Annotated in this window: 11 protein-coding genes, 3 tRNA genes and 1 pseudogene; 6 read left to right on the top strand and 9 right to left on the bottom strand. The window is 71.8% G+C overall.

What is annotated here, in order from left to right; genetic code table 11:
• Positions 1-31: 31 nt before the first annotated feature.
• The 8 genes from O7620_RS23975 to O7620_RS23940 form a co-directional block, all read right to left on the bottom strand.
• Positions 32-106: transfer RNA gene (locus tag O7620_RS23975), tRNA-Asp, on the bottom strand.
• A gap of 41 nt (positions 107-147) precedes the next feature.
• A tRNA-Asp gene (locus O7620_RS23970) sits at positions 148-222 on the bottom strand.
• A gap of 31 nt (positions 223-253) precedes the next feature.
• Positions 254-326 (bottom strand) — tRNA-Glu (locus tag O7620_RS23965).
• Positions 327-479: 153 nt separating this feature from the next.
• On the bottom strand, positions 480-1,280 hold the full coding sequence (locus O7620_RS23960) for a polysaccharide deacetylase family protein (RefSeq protein WP_278125299.1): 801 nt from the start codon (positions 1,278-1,280) through the stop codon (positions 480-482).
• A 78-nt stretch (positions 1,281-1,358) separates the two neighbouring features.
• Positions 1,359-2,303, bottom strand: a complete 945-nt coding sequence (locus O7620_RS23955) for a MerR family transcriptional regulator (RefSeq protein WP_151491613.1) — start codon at positions 2,301-2,303, stop codon at positions 1,359-1,361.
• Complete coding sequence (gene idi, locus O7620_RS23950) at positions 2,293-2,913, bottom strand: isopentenyl-diphosphate Delta-isomerase (protein ID WP_151491600.1); 621 nt, start codon at positions 2,911-2,913, stop codon at positions 2,293-2,295. The genes O7620_RS23955 and idi overlap by 11 nt, the downstream gene beginning before the upstream one ends.
• Complete coding sequence (crtI, locus tag O7620_RS23945) at positions 2,910-4,391, bottom strand: phytoene desaturase family protein (protein WP_151491601.1); 1,482 nt, start codon at positions 4,389-4,391, stop codon at positions 2,910-2,912. Before crtI ends, idi begins: the two co-directional genes overlap by 4 nt.
• A gap of 28 nt (positions 4,392-4,419) precedes the next feature.
• Positions 4,420-5,562, bottom strand: a complete 1,143-nt coding sequence (locus O7620_RS23940; protein ID WP_278125297.1) for a polyprenyl synthetase family protein — start codon at positions 5,560-5,562, stop codon at positions 4,420-4,422.
• 65 nt (positions 5,563-5,627) lie between these two features.
• Here O7620_RS23940 and O7620_RS23935 point away from each other — a divergent pair, with 65 nt between their 5' ends.
• Positions 5,628-6,551: a phytoene/squalene synthase family protein gene (locus tag O7620_RS23935; protein ID WP_151491603.1), complete on the top strand. Its 924-nt coding sequence runs from the start codon at positions 5,628-5,630 to the stop codon at positions 6,549-6,551.
• Positions 6,548-7,873 (top strand): annotated as a pseudogene (locus tag O7620_RS23930) (deoxyribodipyrimidine photo-lyase). Before O7620_RS23935 ends, O7620_RS23930 begins: the two are co-directional and overlap by 4 nt.
• Positions 7,874-7,876: 3 nt before the next feature.
• Here O7620_RS23930 and O7620_RS23925 read toward each other — a convergent pair.
• Positions 7,877-8,947 (bottom strand): serine hydrolase domain-containing protein, encoded by a 1,071-nt coding sequence (locus O7620_RS23925; RefSeq protein WP_278125296.1) that lies wholly within the window; start codon positions 8,945-8,947, stop codon positions 7,877-7,879.
• 91 nt (positions 8,948-9,038) lie between these two features.
• On the opposite strand from O7620_RS23925, the gene O7620_RS23920 reads away from it, so the two are divergent.
• The 4 genes from O7620_RS23920 to O7620_RS23905 all read left to right on the top strand — a co-directional run bounded on the left by O7620_RS23920 (position 9,039) and on the right by O7620_RS23905 (position 14,629).
• Positions 9,039-10,514, top strand: a complete 1,476-nt coding sequence (locus O7620_RS23920; RefSeq protein WP_278125293.1) for an FAD-dependent oxidoreductase — start codon at positions 9,039-9,041, stop codon at positions 10,512-10,514.
• A gap of 390 nt (positions 10,515-10,904) precedes the next feature.
• Complete coding sequence (locus O7620_RS23915) at positions 10,905-11,912, top strand: LacI family DNA-binding transcriptional regulator (protein ID WP_278125291.1); 1,008 nt, start codon at positions 10,905-10,907, stop codon at positions 11,910-11,912.
• Between the two features lie 293 nt (positions 11,913-12,205).
• On the top strand, positions 12,206-13,585 hold the full coding sequence (locus O7620_RS23910) for a sugar ABC transporter substrate-binding protein (RefSeq protein ID WP_278125290.1): 1,380 nt from the start codon (positions 12,206-12,208) through the stop codon (positions 13,583-13,585).
• A gap of 213 nt (positions 13,586-13,798) precedes the next feature.
• The gene (locus O7620_RS23905; protein ID WP_278127127.1) at positions 13,799-14,629 is read left to right on the top strand and encodes a sugar ABC transporter permease; all 831 of its coding nucleotides are present in this window, start codon (positions 13,799-13,801) and stop codon (positions 14,627-14,629) included.
• Positions 14,630-14,636: the final 7 nt, after the last annotated feature.

Below are 14,636 nucleotides of genomic sequence, written 5' to 3'. Positions count from 1 at the left end.
TGCAAACTGCGTGTCACGCAGCCTTGGTGCGCGGTTCCGGCGGGACTTGAACCCACGACCTCCGCCTTGACAGGACGGCGAGCACTCCAAACTGCTCCACAGAACCAAACTAATGCAAAAACTGCGCGTCACGCAGCCTCGGTACCGCGGTTCCGGCGGGACTTGAACCCACGACCTCCGCCTTGACAGGACGGCGAGCACTCCAAACTGCTCCACAGAACCAAACTCGTGTTGCCCCGGCTTGCGCCGGTCGTGCCCCCAACGGGATTCGAACCCGTGCTACCGCCTTGAAAGGGCGGCGTCCTGGGCCGCTAGACGATGAGGGCGGCCCCGCCATCATTGCACACTCGCAACTTCAAGCGGACTTGCTCCCATCCGGCCCCGCCGGAGGCTTGGAAAGCATACGTGATGCCCGGTCCTTCGACAAAATCGGTATCGGCAAGGGCCTGAGGCGGCACGTTTTCACAGTTCAGAGGGGTTCAGCTGAGTCGGGCGACGCCGAAGCGGTGCTTCAGGTCGGCGATCAACTGCGGGCAGGCGGCCAGCGTCGCCGCCCGGTCGCCGCCCCCGTCGTGCAGCAGCACGATGGAGCCGGGCCGTGCCGCGTTGCGGACCCGCTTGGCGATCGTGGCCGCGGTCGGCTTGTCCCAGTCCTGCGGGTCGACGGCCCAGTGCAGCGGGCGCATGCCGAGGTCCTTCGCCACGCCCAGCACCTCCGGCGTCCACCGGCCGCCCGGCTGCCGGTAGAAGGTCACCGGGGTGCCGGGTGCCGCCGCCTGGATGGCCTTGTTGGTGCGGACCAGGTCGGCCCGGATCTCGGCGACCGGTCGCCGGGCCAGGTCCAGGTCGTGCCGCCAGCTGTGGTTGCAGAGCTGATGCCCCTCCCGGACGATCCGCCGGATCAGCTCCGGGTGACGTTGCGCCTCGCGACCGACCACACAGAAGGTGGCCGTGACCCGGGCGGCCCGCAGCTGGTCGAGCACCTTCGGCGTCCAGGCTGGGCTCGGCCCGTCGTCGAACGTCAGGGCCACCGGGCGTACACCGGTGTTGCGCCGCAGCCCGGCGGGGAGCTTGGCCGGCAGCGGACGCAGCTGGGGCTTCGGCGGCTTGGTGCGGGTGGGACGCGGCGACGGCGTGGGTGTGGGGGTGGGGGTGGGCGGCGTGGTCGATTCCACCGGCTGTGGTGCGCCGGCGGGTGCGATGGTGCCGTCCGGCTGGGCGCAGCCGGACAAGACCAGCGCCATGGCGAGGACGGACGCCAGGACAGCGCGGGCTTGCATCTGCTCGCTCCCGGAAGGGGTTCGGGGTAGGCGGACCCCCCGACGCTAGTGGAAGCCGCGCGAAGCGCACAGGGGCCGTCAGCCCTCGGTGGACTGGTCCAGCGAGTCACGGACCGCCACGGAGAGTGACACCGCCTCCGCGAGGTCGACCGGCCGGACCACCCCGGCGGGCAGGGAGTCGGCTCGCCAGCCGGGGCCGGCGGCGAGGACGAGCAGCGGACGGCGGGGTGCGGCGAGCAGCGCACTGAGCTGGCCCGGGTCGGCGGTCGCCCGGGTGTGCGACCAGAGCACGACGGCGGCCGGCCCGGTCCTGCTGACCGCCTCGATGAGCGCGCCGACCGGCACCCGGGCGCCGAGCATCCGATAGCTGACGCCGGCTTCGGCCAGTGCGGCGGCCAACGCCTCGAGCGGAAGCGTGTGCTGTTCCTCATCCGCGCAGGAGAGCAGGATGCGGGCCGGCCCGGTCGGCACCTTGGCCCTGCTGGCCGCCGCGAACGCCTCCGACACGCAGCGGGACACCAGGTGTTCCACCTCGATCAGGCCAGCCGTGGCGGAGTGCCGTTCGCCGATGCCGGCGAGTACGGGACGCAGCAGGCCCTCCCAGGTGGCGACGACCCCGCTGGCGGCCAGGGTGTGCGCGATCGTCTCGCTGATCGACGCCGCGTCCAACCGCATGGCGGCGCGGGCCAGCCCGCGGGCGGCCGGGCCGGCGCGACCCACCGGGATCGTTCCGCCGCCGTCGCGGGAGGGCGGTCGGACCCGGTGGTGGCCGATGGTGTCGGTGGACGCCGGATCCGGTGCCTGCCGGGCCCAGCGGGCCGCCTCGGCGGGGCTCACCCCCTCGGCGGTGAGCCGCCGCATGATCTCTAGGCGGGCCAGGTCGGCCGGCGTGTACCGGCGGTGGTGGCCCGGGATGTGCTGGCTGGGCCCGAGCCCGTAGCGCTGGTGCCAGGTGCGCAGCGTGGTGACCGCGACCCCCAGCCGGCGCGCGACGGCGCCCGCGCTCAGCGCCTCATCGGCCACCCGACCGCTCCGCCGCGTCATCCGCCGACGATCCGGACGGGGTCACGGCCGGGCCGGTCGCGCCGGGCGTCGACGCCGAGGGGCGCAGCAGGCGGCTCACCACCCCGCCCAGCCAGGGTGCGTACGACCGGGGATCCCGGTCGAGCTCGGCCTCCAGGGCGGTGGGGTCGGCCCAGCGCAGCTCGGCCACCTCGTCGGGGTCGGGCAGCAGCGGAGCCACCGGACGGAACTCGCCGCGCAGCACGTGGTCGTACTCGAACTCGACCCGACCGGTGGCCGGATCCTCGGCGTAGTAGACGTAGACGCCGACCTCGGTCAGCTCGACCGGGCCCGCGCCCAGTTCCTCGCGGAGCCGGCGGTTGGCAGCCTCGGCGAGGGACTCGCCCGGTCGGGGGTGGCCGCAACAGGAGTTCGCCCAGCGCAGCGGGAACCGTGTCTTGACGGCGGCCCGCCGCTGGAGCAGCACCTGGCCGTCCGGGTCGACCAGGATCACCGAGAAGGCCCGGTGCAGCTGCCCCGGTGGTTGGTGGGCGGCGGCGACGGTGGTCTCGCCATGTGCCCGCCCGGTGTCGTCGACCAGCTCGACGAGGTGCTCTTCGCGGTTGCTCATCGGCCCTCCCCGGTGATCCGACCGGCCGCCAGCTTGCCGGAGATCAGCACCATCGGCACACCGACCCCGGGCTGCGTGCCGGAGCCGACGAAGACGACGTTCGACAGGTCACGGTGCAGGTTCGACGGGCGGAACGGGCCGGTCTGGAAGAGGGTGTGCGCGGCGGCGAACGGGGTGCCGGCAGCCATCCCCTGCTCGGCCCACTCGGCGGGGGTGATGGCCCGCAGCACCTCCACCCCGGCGCCGAAGCCGACGTAGCCGCGCTCCTCCAGGGTGCCGATCAGCTGGTCGCCGTAGCGTTGGGTCAGGTCACCGCGCCACTCGAACGGGGCCCGGGCGAGGTTGGGCACCGGAGCGAGCACGTAGTAGGTGTGCCGGTCCGGTGGGGCCACCGACGGGTCGGTGCGGCTCGGGTTGGTGACCAGCAGCGACGGGTCGGTCATCAGCTCGCCCCGCCGGATGACCTCATCGAAGGTGCCCTTCCACGCGCGTCCGAAGTGGATGTTGTGGTGGGCGATCTTCGCATATCCCTGCCGGGAGCCGACGTGCAGGACGACGCAGGACGGCGAGTAGGTGAGTCGGCGTTCGCGGCCGGCGGGCAGCAGGTCGCGGTAGGCGACCGGCAGGTCCGGGTTGAGCACCACCACGTCCGCCGGCACGAGCTCGCCGTCGGCGGTCAGGACGCCGGTGGCCCGGCCGTTGGCGGTCTCCACCCGGGTCACCGTGGTGTCGTACCGGATCTGGACGCCGTGCTTCTCGGCGGCGCCGGCCATCGCCCGGGAGACCGCGTGGATGCCGCCGCGCGGGAAGTAGACCCCGGCCACCGAGTCGAGGTACGCGATGACCGCGTAGATGGCCAGCGCGTCGTGCGGGGCGAGGCCGGCGTACATCGCCTGGAAGGAGAAGATCCGCTGGGTGCGCGGGTCACGGAAGAACTGGTTGATCTTCGTTTGGAGGCGTCGGAACGCCCCACCGGTGAGCAGCTTGAGGAGGTTGCCGGTGATCAGGTCGGTCGGCGCGTCCAGGTTGCGTTCGATGAAGTCGGCCCGCTCCAACCGCCACAACTCCCGCGCGTAGTCGACGAAGCGCAGGTAGCCGTCGGCCTCCCTCGGCCCGCACACCCGGGAGATCTCGGCAGCCATCCGGGTGGTGTCGGTGAGCACGTCGAGGGTCGACCCGTCCGGGTAGTAGGCCCGGTAGGCGGGGTCGAGGGGCGTCAGGTCGAGCCAGTCGCGCAGCTCCTCGCCCACCGCGCCGAGCGCCTCGGCGATCAGGTCGGGCATGGTGAGCACGGTGGGGCCGGTGTCGAACTCGTAGCCGTCCACGGCGAGCCGCCCGGCCCGCCCGCCGGGCACCGGCTCACGTTCCAGCACGGTCACCTGCCGGCCACTGCCGGCCAGGTGCAGCGCGCAGGCGAGCCCACCCAACCCGGCGCCGACGACCACCACCCGGTCCGTCCGTCCTGTCACCGTCCGCACGTGACCACCTCCTTGGGAAAGTCGTTCATCAGGCCCGCCGATCGGTGGCGGCGGTGGCCAGCCCGGTCAGCGCGGTCCGTGCCGTCCGGTCCACGGGTGCGGCGTCCAGCGCGGCCAACGCGTCGCCGACCCGATCGGCGATCATCCGTTCCACCCGGGCCGCCGCGCCGGTCTCGGCGACCAGCTCGGCGAGCCGTTCGACCGGTGCCGTCCCGGCTTGGTCCAGCGCGGTGAGCTGGGCCGGCGTGGCCAACTGCCGGGCCAGCATGAGCAGCGTCGTCGGCTTGCCGGCGCGCAGATCGTCACCGGCCGGTTTGCCGGTGGCGGCCGGGTCGCCGTAGACGCCGAGCAGGTCGTCGCGCAGCTGGAACGCCTCGCCAACGGCCAGGCCGTAGCGGGTGTACGCGGCGGTCAGCGGGTCGTCGGCGGGCGCTCCGGCCAGGCAGGCGCCGAAGAGCAGCGGCCGTTGGACGGTGTAGCTGGCGGTCTTGTAACGCGCCACCCGCAGGGCCCGGTCGACCGACCAGTTGGCCGGGTCGTTCTCACCGAGCACGTCGAGATACTGCCCGGCGACGGTGTCGACCCGCATCTGGTCGTAGCAGTGGCGGACCTCGAACAGCTGGGCCGGCGCCACGGTGGCCTGCGCCAGCAGCCGGTCGGCCCAGACCATGCAGAGGTCGCCGATGAGCACCGCGACGGCCTCGCCGAACCGGCCCGGGTCGCCCCGGTGGCCGGCGGCGACGTGCTGCTCGGCGAGCGCGACATGTGCGGTGGGCCGGCCGCGTCGGACCGTGGAGGCGTCCATCACGTCGTCGTGCACCAGCGCGAAGGTGTGCAGCAGTTCGAGGGCGGCCAGCGCGGGCAGCACCGGCGCCAGTGGCTCGCTGCCGCCGACCGCCCCGCGCCAGCCCCAGTACGCGAAGGTGGGCCGGATCCGCTTGCCGCCGGCCAGCACGGCGTCCCGGGCGGCGACCGCGAAGCCGCCCATCCCCGCGTCGATCTCGGCGAGGGTGTCGACCTCGGCGGCGAGGAACGTGGTGAGGGTGTCGTCCACCGCCGTGATCAGGTCCTGGGTGTACGCGGCGAGCACCGCCCGGACCGGATCGTCCCCCTCGCCCGGCCCTGCCGGCGCCACACGAATCGCGTTGCCCGCAACTGCGTCGTTGGCCATGTGGGCGAGCGTACCCTAGGGTTACGAGTTGCGTCGATTGGTGCGTCGATATTTGAGGAGGGCCGGTGGACACCGATCTCACCGCTGCCTATGACCGGTGCCGTGAGCTGCACAGACGTCACGGCCGCACCTACTATCTCGCCACCCGGCTGCTTCCCGCGTGGAAACGACGACATGTGCACGCCCTCTACGGGTTCACGCGGTACGCCGACGAGATCGTCGACCGCACCGAGGACCTGCCGCCGGCCGAGCGGGCTGCCCTGCTCGACGACTGGGCCAGCCGTTTCGTGGCCGGCCTGCACGGTGCGCCGGTCGACGACCCGCTGCTGCCGGCCGTGCTGCACACGATCGCCGTCTTCGATCTCGACCGGGACGACTTTGCGTCGTTTCTGAAGAGCATGGCGATGGATCTGACCGTCACCGCGTACCCGACCTACGACCACCTGCTCGACTACATGGAGGGTTCGGCGGCGGTCATCGGCACGATGATGCTGCCCATCCTCGGCAGCTCCGACCCGGCGGCGGCCCGCGAGCCGGCCCGCCAACTCGGCTTCGCCTTCCAGCTCACCAACTTCATCCGGGACGTCGCCGAGGACCTCGACCGGGGCCGCACCTACCTGCCGGACGAGGACCTGGCGAAGTTCGGCGTCACCCGCGACGAGTTGGTCGAGGCCCGGGACCGGGGGCGGGGCACGCCCCGGACCCGCGAGCTGATCGAGTACGAGGTGACCCGCGCGCAGGCGCACTACGCCGCCGCCGCACCCGGCATCACCATGCTCGCGCCCGCCTCGCAGGCGTGCATGCGCACCGCGTACGCGCTGTACGGCGGCATCCTCGACGAGGTGGCCGCGCAGGACTACGACGTGTTCGCCCGGCGGGCCCTGGTGCCGCAACGGCGTCGGATGGCGGTGGCCGCCCGTGCCCTGCTCACGTCGACCGGTACCCCGGTCTCCATCCCCGGGCCGACGGTGCACCCGGCGGCCCGGTGACCGGGGGCACCGCGATCGTTCTCCTCACCCGCGACCTGCGGGTGCACGACCACCCGGCGCTGGCCACCACCTGCGCGGCCTTCGACCGGGTGGTTCCGCTGTACGTGTTCGACCCGGCGCTGGCCGGCCTGTCGGCCAACCGCACCCGGTTCCTGCACCAGGCCGTCGCCGAGTTGCGCACCGAGTTGCGCGAGCGGGGCGGCGACCTGGTGGTGCGCCACGGCGACCCGGTGGACGAGTAGGTCCGGCTGGCCGGCGAGGTCGGCGCCACCGCCGTCGCTCTCTCGGCCGATGTGAGCCGGCACGCCCGCCGGCGGGAGCGGCGCCTGCGCGACGAGTGTGCGCGGCACCGGCTGCACCTGCGACTGTTTCCCGGGCTGACCGTCATCGAGCCGGGTGTCCTGCGGCCGGGCGGCGGCGGTGACCACTACCGGGTGTTCACCCCGTACCACCGGGCCTGGGCGGCCTCGCCATGGCGCGAGGAGTTGGCCGCGCCGCGGCGGATCACGCTGCCCGACGGGGTACGCGTCGGTCGGCTGCCGGCGCTGCCGGCCGGAGAGTCACCCGACGCGGCCGTCGGCGGCGAGCGGGTCGCCCGCCAGCGGCTCACCGACTGGCTGCCCGACCTCGACCGGTACGGCGACCAGCACGACGACATGGCCGGCGACGACACGTCCCGGCTCAGCCCGTACCTGCGTTTCGGCTGCGTGTCGCCGCTGGCGGTGGCCAACCGGGCCGGCGACCGGTCCGGCCCGTTCGTCCGGCAGCTCTGCTGGCGGGACTTCTACTACCAGGTCACCGCCGCCTTTCCGGCGATCTCGACCGCCGCGTACCGGCCGGGTGCCACCGAGCGGTGGCGCTACGACGACGACGCGCTGGCGGCCTGGGCCGAGGGGCGCACCGGGATGCCGATCGTGGACGCGGGGATGCGGCAGCTGCGGGCGCAGGGCTGGATGCACAACCGGGCCCGGCTGATCACGGCCGGCTACCTGACGAAGCACCTCGGGCAGGACTGGCGGGCCGGGGTGGGCGTCTTCTTCCGTTGGCTGCTGGACGGCGACGTGGCCAACAACTCCGGCAACTGGCAGTGGGTCGCCGGCACCGGCAACGACACCAAGCCGTACCGGGGGTTCAACCCGGTCCGGCAGGCCGAACGGTACGACCCGGACGGCGACTACGTCCGCCGCTGGGTGCCGGAGCTGGCGGGGGTGCCGGGCAAGGCCGTGCACCAGCCGTGGAAGCTGCCCGACGACCCGCGCCGATCGCTGGACTACCCGCCGCCGCTCTCGGTGCCCGGCACCGATCCGGTGTGGCTGCGCTGACGGTCACAGGCAGGAGTGCAGGGCCTCGACCAGCTCGTCCACCCGGTCGTGTTCGGCGAGCAGGGCCGTGGCGTACGCGAAGACGTAACCCCGCTCCGGGTCGGCCCACGCACTGCTGCCACCGATGCCGCCCATGCCCCAGCTACCGTCCGGCTCCCACTGCATGCCGAGCGTCCACCGGACCTGGCGGTCCAGCACGAGGTCCGGCCCGTCGTACTGGACCCGGGTCGCCTCGGCCACCAGTTCGGGGCTGACCAGCCGGACCCCGTCCAGGACGCCACCGGCCAGTAGGCCGGCGTAGAGCCGGGCCAACCCGGACGCGCTGGCGTGCAGGTTGACCGCCGGCACCTCGGCACCCCGCCAGAGCGGGCTGTTCAGCACCGCCAGGTCAAGCCCACCGGCCGGGTTGCCCATCGCCCGCGCCCGCGGTGAACCCGGCTCGCCGAGCTTCCGGGCCGGCCACTGCGGGTCGCCGTAGCGCAGGTCCGCGCAGCGCCGCTGGTCCGCCTCGGCCAGCCCGAAGCCGAGGTCGAGCCGCCACGGGCCGGCGATCTCGTCGGCCAGGAACCTGCCCACCGGGCGGCCGTCGACCCGCCGGACCAGCTCGCCCACCAGGTGCCCGTACGTCCACGCGTGCTCCCCGGCCATCGAGCCCGGCGTCCACTCGGGATCGGCGGCGGCGAGGTCGCCGGCGAGCAGAGCCCAGTCGGCGATCGCGGCGGCCGGCCGGGGCACCGGGAAGGCCGGCAGCCCGGCGGTGTGCGACAGCAGGTGCCGCACGGTGGCCGGGGTGCGGAACTCCGGCCAGTACCGATCGACGGGCGCGTCGAGGTCGACCTGCCCACGGTCGACGAGCGTCAGCAGACACAGCGCGGCCACCGGCTTGCCGGCCGAGTAGACGTTGACCAGGGTGTCCGGCCGCCACGGCTCGCCACCCGGCCCGTCGCTGGTGCCACCGACCAGGTCGACCACCGGCTGCCCGTCGTACCAGACGGTCAGGCTCGCGCCGCTCTCCCGGCCGGAGGCGAGCAGGTCGTGGAAGTGATCCCGGACCGGGGTGAAGCGTGCGTGCATGCGGTAACCGTAGGCTGCCCGGCCCGCTACCGGGGTCGACTTTTCGTTGACCCCGGTGGTTGGCGTGCGGTCGCTGGGGGATGCTGTTCGGGTGGCGGAACCGGAGCTGGTGGATGTTGTCGTGGTCGGGCTCGGGGTCGGCGGCGAGGAGGTGGCCGAGCGGCTCGCCGACGCCGGCCTGAGCGTCGTCGGTGTCGAGCGAGATCTGGTCGGCGGTGAGTGCCCGTACTGGGGCTGCATCCCGAGCAAGATGATGATCAGGGCGGCCAACGCGCTCGCCGAGGCCCGCCGTGTCGACGGGTTGGCCGGGACGGCGCAGGTCCAGCCGGACTGGGCGCCGGTGGCGAAGCGGATCCGCGAGGAGGCCACCGACACCTGGGACGACACGGTCGCGGTGCAGCGGTTCACCGGCAAGGGTGGCCGCTTCGTCCGGGGCAGCGGCCGGCTCGACGGCCCGGGGCGGGTCCGGGTCGGTGACCAGGTGTTCCAGGCTCGGCACGGGGTCGTGCTGGGCACCGGCACGCGTCCGTCGGTGCCGCCGATCGACGGGTTGGCCGACACCCCGTACTGGACCAACCACCAGGCGATCGAGGTCGAGCAGTTGCCGGCGTCGCTGCTGGTGCTCGGCGGTGGCGCGATCGGACTGGAACTGGCCCAGGTCTTCGCCCGCTTCGGTGTGCGGGTCACCGTGGTGGAGGCGCTGGAGCGGGTGCTGGCCGTCGAGGAGCCGGAGGCGTCCGAGGTCGCCGCCGCGGCGCTGCGCGCCGACGGCGTGGAGATCCACACCGGGGTACGCGCCGAACGGGTCGAGCACGACGGGAACCGGTTCACCCTGCGGGGGGCCGGCGGTGCCGAGTTCACGGCCGACCAGTTGCTGGTGGTGACCGGGCGCCGCGCCCACCTGGAGGAGTTGGGGCTGGACACGGTCGGCGTGGACGCCGCCCAGCGCTACCTGCCGGTGGACGACCGGTTGCACGTCACCGACGGCATCTGGGCGGTCGGTGACCTGACCGGCGAGGGGGCCTTCACCCACATCGCCATGTACCAGGCGGCCATCGTGATCGCCGACATGCTGGCGCACGCCCGCCAGGCGGACGCGGGGCCGGATGCCAGCGGCACCGCCAGCGTGGTCGGCGGTGCGATGGGCGCGTCCAGTTCGCTGGCGGCCAGTGGGTCGAGCGGTTCAGCGGGCAGCGTGCCACGCGCCGACTACCGCGCGCTGCCCCGGGTGACGTTCACCGATCCCGAGGTCGGCGCGGTGGGGCTGACCGAGCGGCAAGCCCGCGAGCGCGGCATCAACGTGCAGGTCGGGTTCACCAAGCTGAGCAGCTCGACCCGGGGTTGGATCCACCAGGTCGGCGACGAGGGTTTCATCAAGCTGATCGCGGACGCCGACCAGGGCGTGCTGATCGGCGCGACGTCGGTCGGCCCGACCGGTGGCGAGGTGCTCTCGGCGCTGGTCGTGGCGGTGCACGCGGCGGTGCCGCTGAGTCAGCTCCGGCACATGATCTACGCGTACCCGACGTTCCACCGGGCCATCGAGGACGCGCTGCGCAACCTGTCCTGACGACACCGGCGGCCGGCCGGCGCCGTGCGGGCTCCGCGATGTCCGCGCCGTGCGGGCTCCGCGATGTCCGCGCCGTGCGGGCTCCGCGATGTCCGCGCCGTGCGGGCTCCGCGATGTCCGCGCCGTGCGGGCTCCGCGATGCCCGCGCTGTGCGGGCTCCGCGAGGCCCGTGCCCGGAAGAACGTGATGCCTCACAGTCATCTTGATGCCGCTGAGGCATCACGCGGGAAAGGGCGAGCGGGACAGGCCGGAGGCAGTGCGGCGCCGCGTCGGGCTGGCGTCACGGTGCACATCGACGTGTCGATCGACGTCAAGACGTGGCAGGTCAACGGCAAAACCCAGCGGGTTGGCTGTTCATTTCTTTCATGAGGTTGACGTACGATTGCGACCGTGACCAAGCGGTTGACTGAAGTTGCCAAGAAGGCGGGCGTCAGCGAGGCCACCGTCAGCCGGGTGCTCAACGGTCGGGACGGCGTGTCCGAGGCGACCCGGACGGCCGTGCTGACCGCGCTCGACGTGCTCGGCTACGAGCGGCCGACCAAGCTGCGTGGCGAGCGTGCCCGGCTGGTCGGGCTGGTGCTGCCCGAACTGCAGAACCCGATCTTCCCGGCGCTCGCCGAGGTGGTGACCGGGTCGCTCGCCCAGCGGGGTTACACCCCGGCGCTCTGCGCCCGCACCATCGGTGGTGTGTCCGAGATGGACTACGTGGAGATGCTCCTCGACCACCAGGTCTCCGGGGTGATCTTCGCCGGCGGTTCGTACGCCCTCGCCGACGCGCGGCACGACCACTACCGCCGGCTGACCGACCGGGGCCTGCCGGTGGTGTTGGTCAACGCGGGCGTGGACGAGTTGGGCTTTCCCCGGGTCTCCACGGACGACGCGGTGGCCGTGGAGCAGGCGTACGGGCACCTGCGGTCGCTCGGGCACGAGCGCATCGGGCTGGTGCTCGGCCCGGAGGGGCACGTGCCGTCGCGGCGCAAGCTGGACGCGATGATCCAGGCCGCGGGCTGGGACGAGGGCGACGACGCGGAATGCGTCGAGCGGTCCAGCTTCTCGATGGAGGGCGCCCGGGTGGCCGCGACGAAACTGGTCGAGCGGGGTGTCACCGGCATCATCTGCGCCAGCGACGTGCTGGCCCTGGGCACCATTCGAGCCGCACGGCGGCTGGGTCGTGCCGTGCCGACCGACATCTCGGTGGTGGGCTACGACGACTCCGCGTTCATGACCTGCACCGACCCGCCGCTGACCACAGTGCGGCAGCCGATCGAGACGATGGGCCAGGCCGCCGTGGACCTGCTGGTGACCCAGATCGAGGGGGCCGGCGTGCTGCACGACGAGCTGCTGTTCGAACCCGAGCTGGTGGTACGCGGCTCCACCGCACCGGCACCCCGCCGCTGACCCTCGCCGTACCGCACTGACCGACCGCCCTCCGGCCGTCGACCGCCTCCTGCGGTCGGCGGCCTTTTCACTGTCCAAAACCGTCCAAACCGGGTGAAATCCCAACTTCTGTTCGTCTCTGTCGTCAAGATGTCGCGTCCTTTCAGAACACGGTCGACACCTTGCTGAAATGAGTCGGCCTCGTTACAGTGACTCCACTCACACCTGGCTCCGGCGCAGCTACAGGGCGTCAGGTCGCATCACCGCAGATCAGCGAAGGTCTTGGAGACACCCGTTCCCGAAGGGATGGACAGATGTCCGTACCGCAATACCGAAAGGCTGCGGCGCTGGCGCTCGTGGCCGGCCTGGGGTTCAGCCTCACGGCGTGCTCCACGAAGAGCGGCGACAAGGACACGAACGCCGGCGGCAAGGTCACCATCACGGTCGACTGCCAGCCCGTCGGCGCCCAGAAAGAACTGTTGAAGAACTGGAACGACGACGTCGCCGAGTTCCAGCGGCAGAACCCGGACATCGTCGTCAAGAGCGTGAGCGTCGGCGAGCAGTGCAACAACCCGCCGGACTTCACCGCCCGCCTCGCCGGCGGCACCGTGACCGACGTGTTCTACGGGTACATGACCGACGTCCAGCAGGTGCTCGACTCCGGCCAGGCGATGGACATCACCCAGTACGCCAACAAGGACACGATCCCCACCTGGGACAGCATCGACCCGGCGCTCAAGGAGGTCTTCACCGACGGCGGCAAGCTCTACGCCGTCCCGGTGAAGAACTACTCGATGGGCCTGATCTACAACAAAGTCCTCTTCCAGCAGGCCGGGCTCGACGTGAACAACCCGCCCAAGACCTGGGCGGACGTCCGGGCGGCCGCCAAGAAGATCTCCGCCCTCGGCAACGGCATCGCCGGCTACTCGGAGTACAGCGCCGGCAACACCGGCGGCTGGCACTTCACCTCCCTGCTCTACTCGCAGGGCGGCCGGGTGCTGACCGAGGACGGCAAGAAGGCCGACTTCAACAACACCCAGGGCAAGCAGGTCCTGCAGAACCTCAAGGACATGCGGTACGGCGACAACAGCATGGGCAGCCGCCAGCTGCTCCAGTGGGCTGACCTGCTGACGAACGCCGGCGCGGGCAAGGTCGGCATGTTCATCGGTGCTCCGGACGCCACCCAGGCGATCGTCAGCCAGTTCCAGGGCAAGTTCCAGGACTGGGCGATGGCCCCGCTGCCCGGCCAGGATGGCGCGGCGAAGGGGACGCTCGGCGGCGGCGAGGGTTACTTCTTCAAGAAGGACCTGACCCCCGAGCAGGTCAAGGCCGGTATGAAGTGGATCGCGTACCAGAAGCTGACCCCGGGCAAGGGTCAGTTCGACTACGTGCGGGCCAAGCCGCAGAACTACCCGGTCGGTCTGCCCCAGCCGCTGCTGTTCGCCAACGGCAGCGACGCGCAGAAGCAGGAACTGGAGCTGCGCAAGGCCAACGCGAACGTCGACACCGCGAACTTCGCGATCTTCGAGGCGACCCCGGTGCCGATCAAGGGTGAGCCGCGCAACGCGCAGGCCATCTACGCGGTGCTCGACGCCGCGATGTCCGGGGTGCTGACCAACCCGAACGCGAACATCGACGCGCTGCTCAAGACCGCCGAGGAGAAGGTCAACCAGCTCCTCGCCGCGGAGAGCTGACCGAGCGTGTGGGGGCCGGGACGCCGACCCGGCCCCCACACCGTCCACGCCGCATCGACGACGTCACCGACTCACCCAGGAGTTGCCTTGGCGATCACCACCGTCCCGCCGACCTCTCGGACAGCGGGCCGTCCGCCGTCGCCGTACTCGGCGAGGCCGCAGCGCACGAGCCTCGGCCGCAAGGTACGGGACAACCTCACCGGTCACGCGTTCCTGATTGGGGCGGTGCTCTGCTTCGTCGTCTTCTCCTGGTACCCGATGGTCCGCGGCATCGTCATGAGCTTCCAGCGGACCCGGCGCGGCGAGACCACCTGGGTGGGTTGGGACAACTACTCCCGCATCCTCGCCGACCCGAGCTTCTGGCCGGCCTGGCAGAACACGCTCTACTTCACGGTGCTCGCGCTCGTCGTCGGGTACGCGGTGCCGTTCTGCGTGGCGATCCTGCTCAACGAGTTCCGCCACGCCAAGGGTTACCTGCGGATCCTGGTCTACCTGCCGGTGATGCTGCCGCCGGCCTCCGCGCTGTACCTGTTCAAGTTCTACGCGTACGACCCCAGCGACGCGGGGCTCTTCAACGCGATCCTGAAGGCGTTGCACCTGCCCACCTCCCAGTGGATGCAGTCGCCCGACATGACGATGCCGGCCATGGTGATCGCGTCGACCTGGATGAACATGGGTGGCGCGGTGCTCATCTACCTGGCGTCGTTGCAGAGCATCCCCGGTGAGCTGTACGAGGCGGCCGAGCTCGACGGCGCGGGGATCTGGCGGCGCATCCGGCACGTGACGATCCCGCAGACCCGCCTGATCCTCGCGCTCCTGGCGATGATCCAGATCGTCGCCACGATGCAGCTCTTCATCGAGCCCCTGATCCTCGCCAACGGCGCGGGCGCGGAGGACTCCGCGACGACGGTGGCGTACCTGATCTACCAGCACGGGTTCTTCCAGAACGACCTCAACGGCGCCGCCGCACTGGGCGTGATCATGCTCGTGGTGCTGGCCGGCTTCTCCGCCGTGTACCTGCGGCTGAGCGCGAAACAGGACTAGGACGGCG

Origin of the sequence: Micromonospora sp. WMMD710 (assembly GCF_029626045.1) — a bacterium.
GTDB lineage: Bacteria > Actinomycetota > Actinomycetes > Mycobacteriales > Micromonosporaceae > Micromonospora.
Note: the sequence above shows the minus strand (reverse complement) of the source record. Positions and strands in the feature narration are given on the sequence as shown.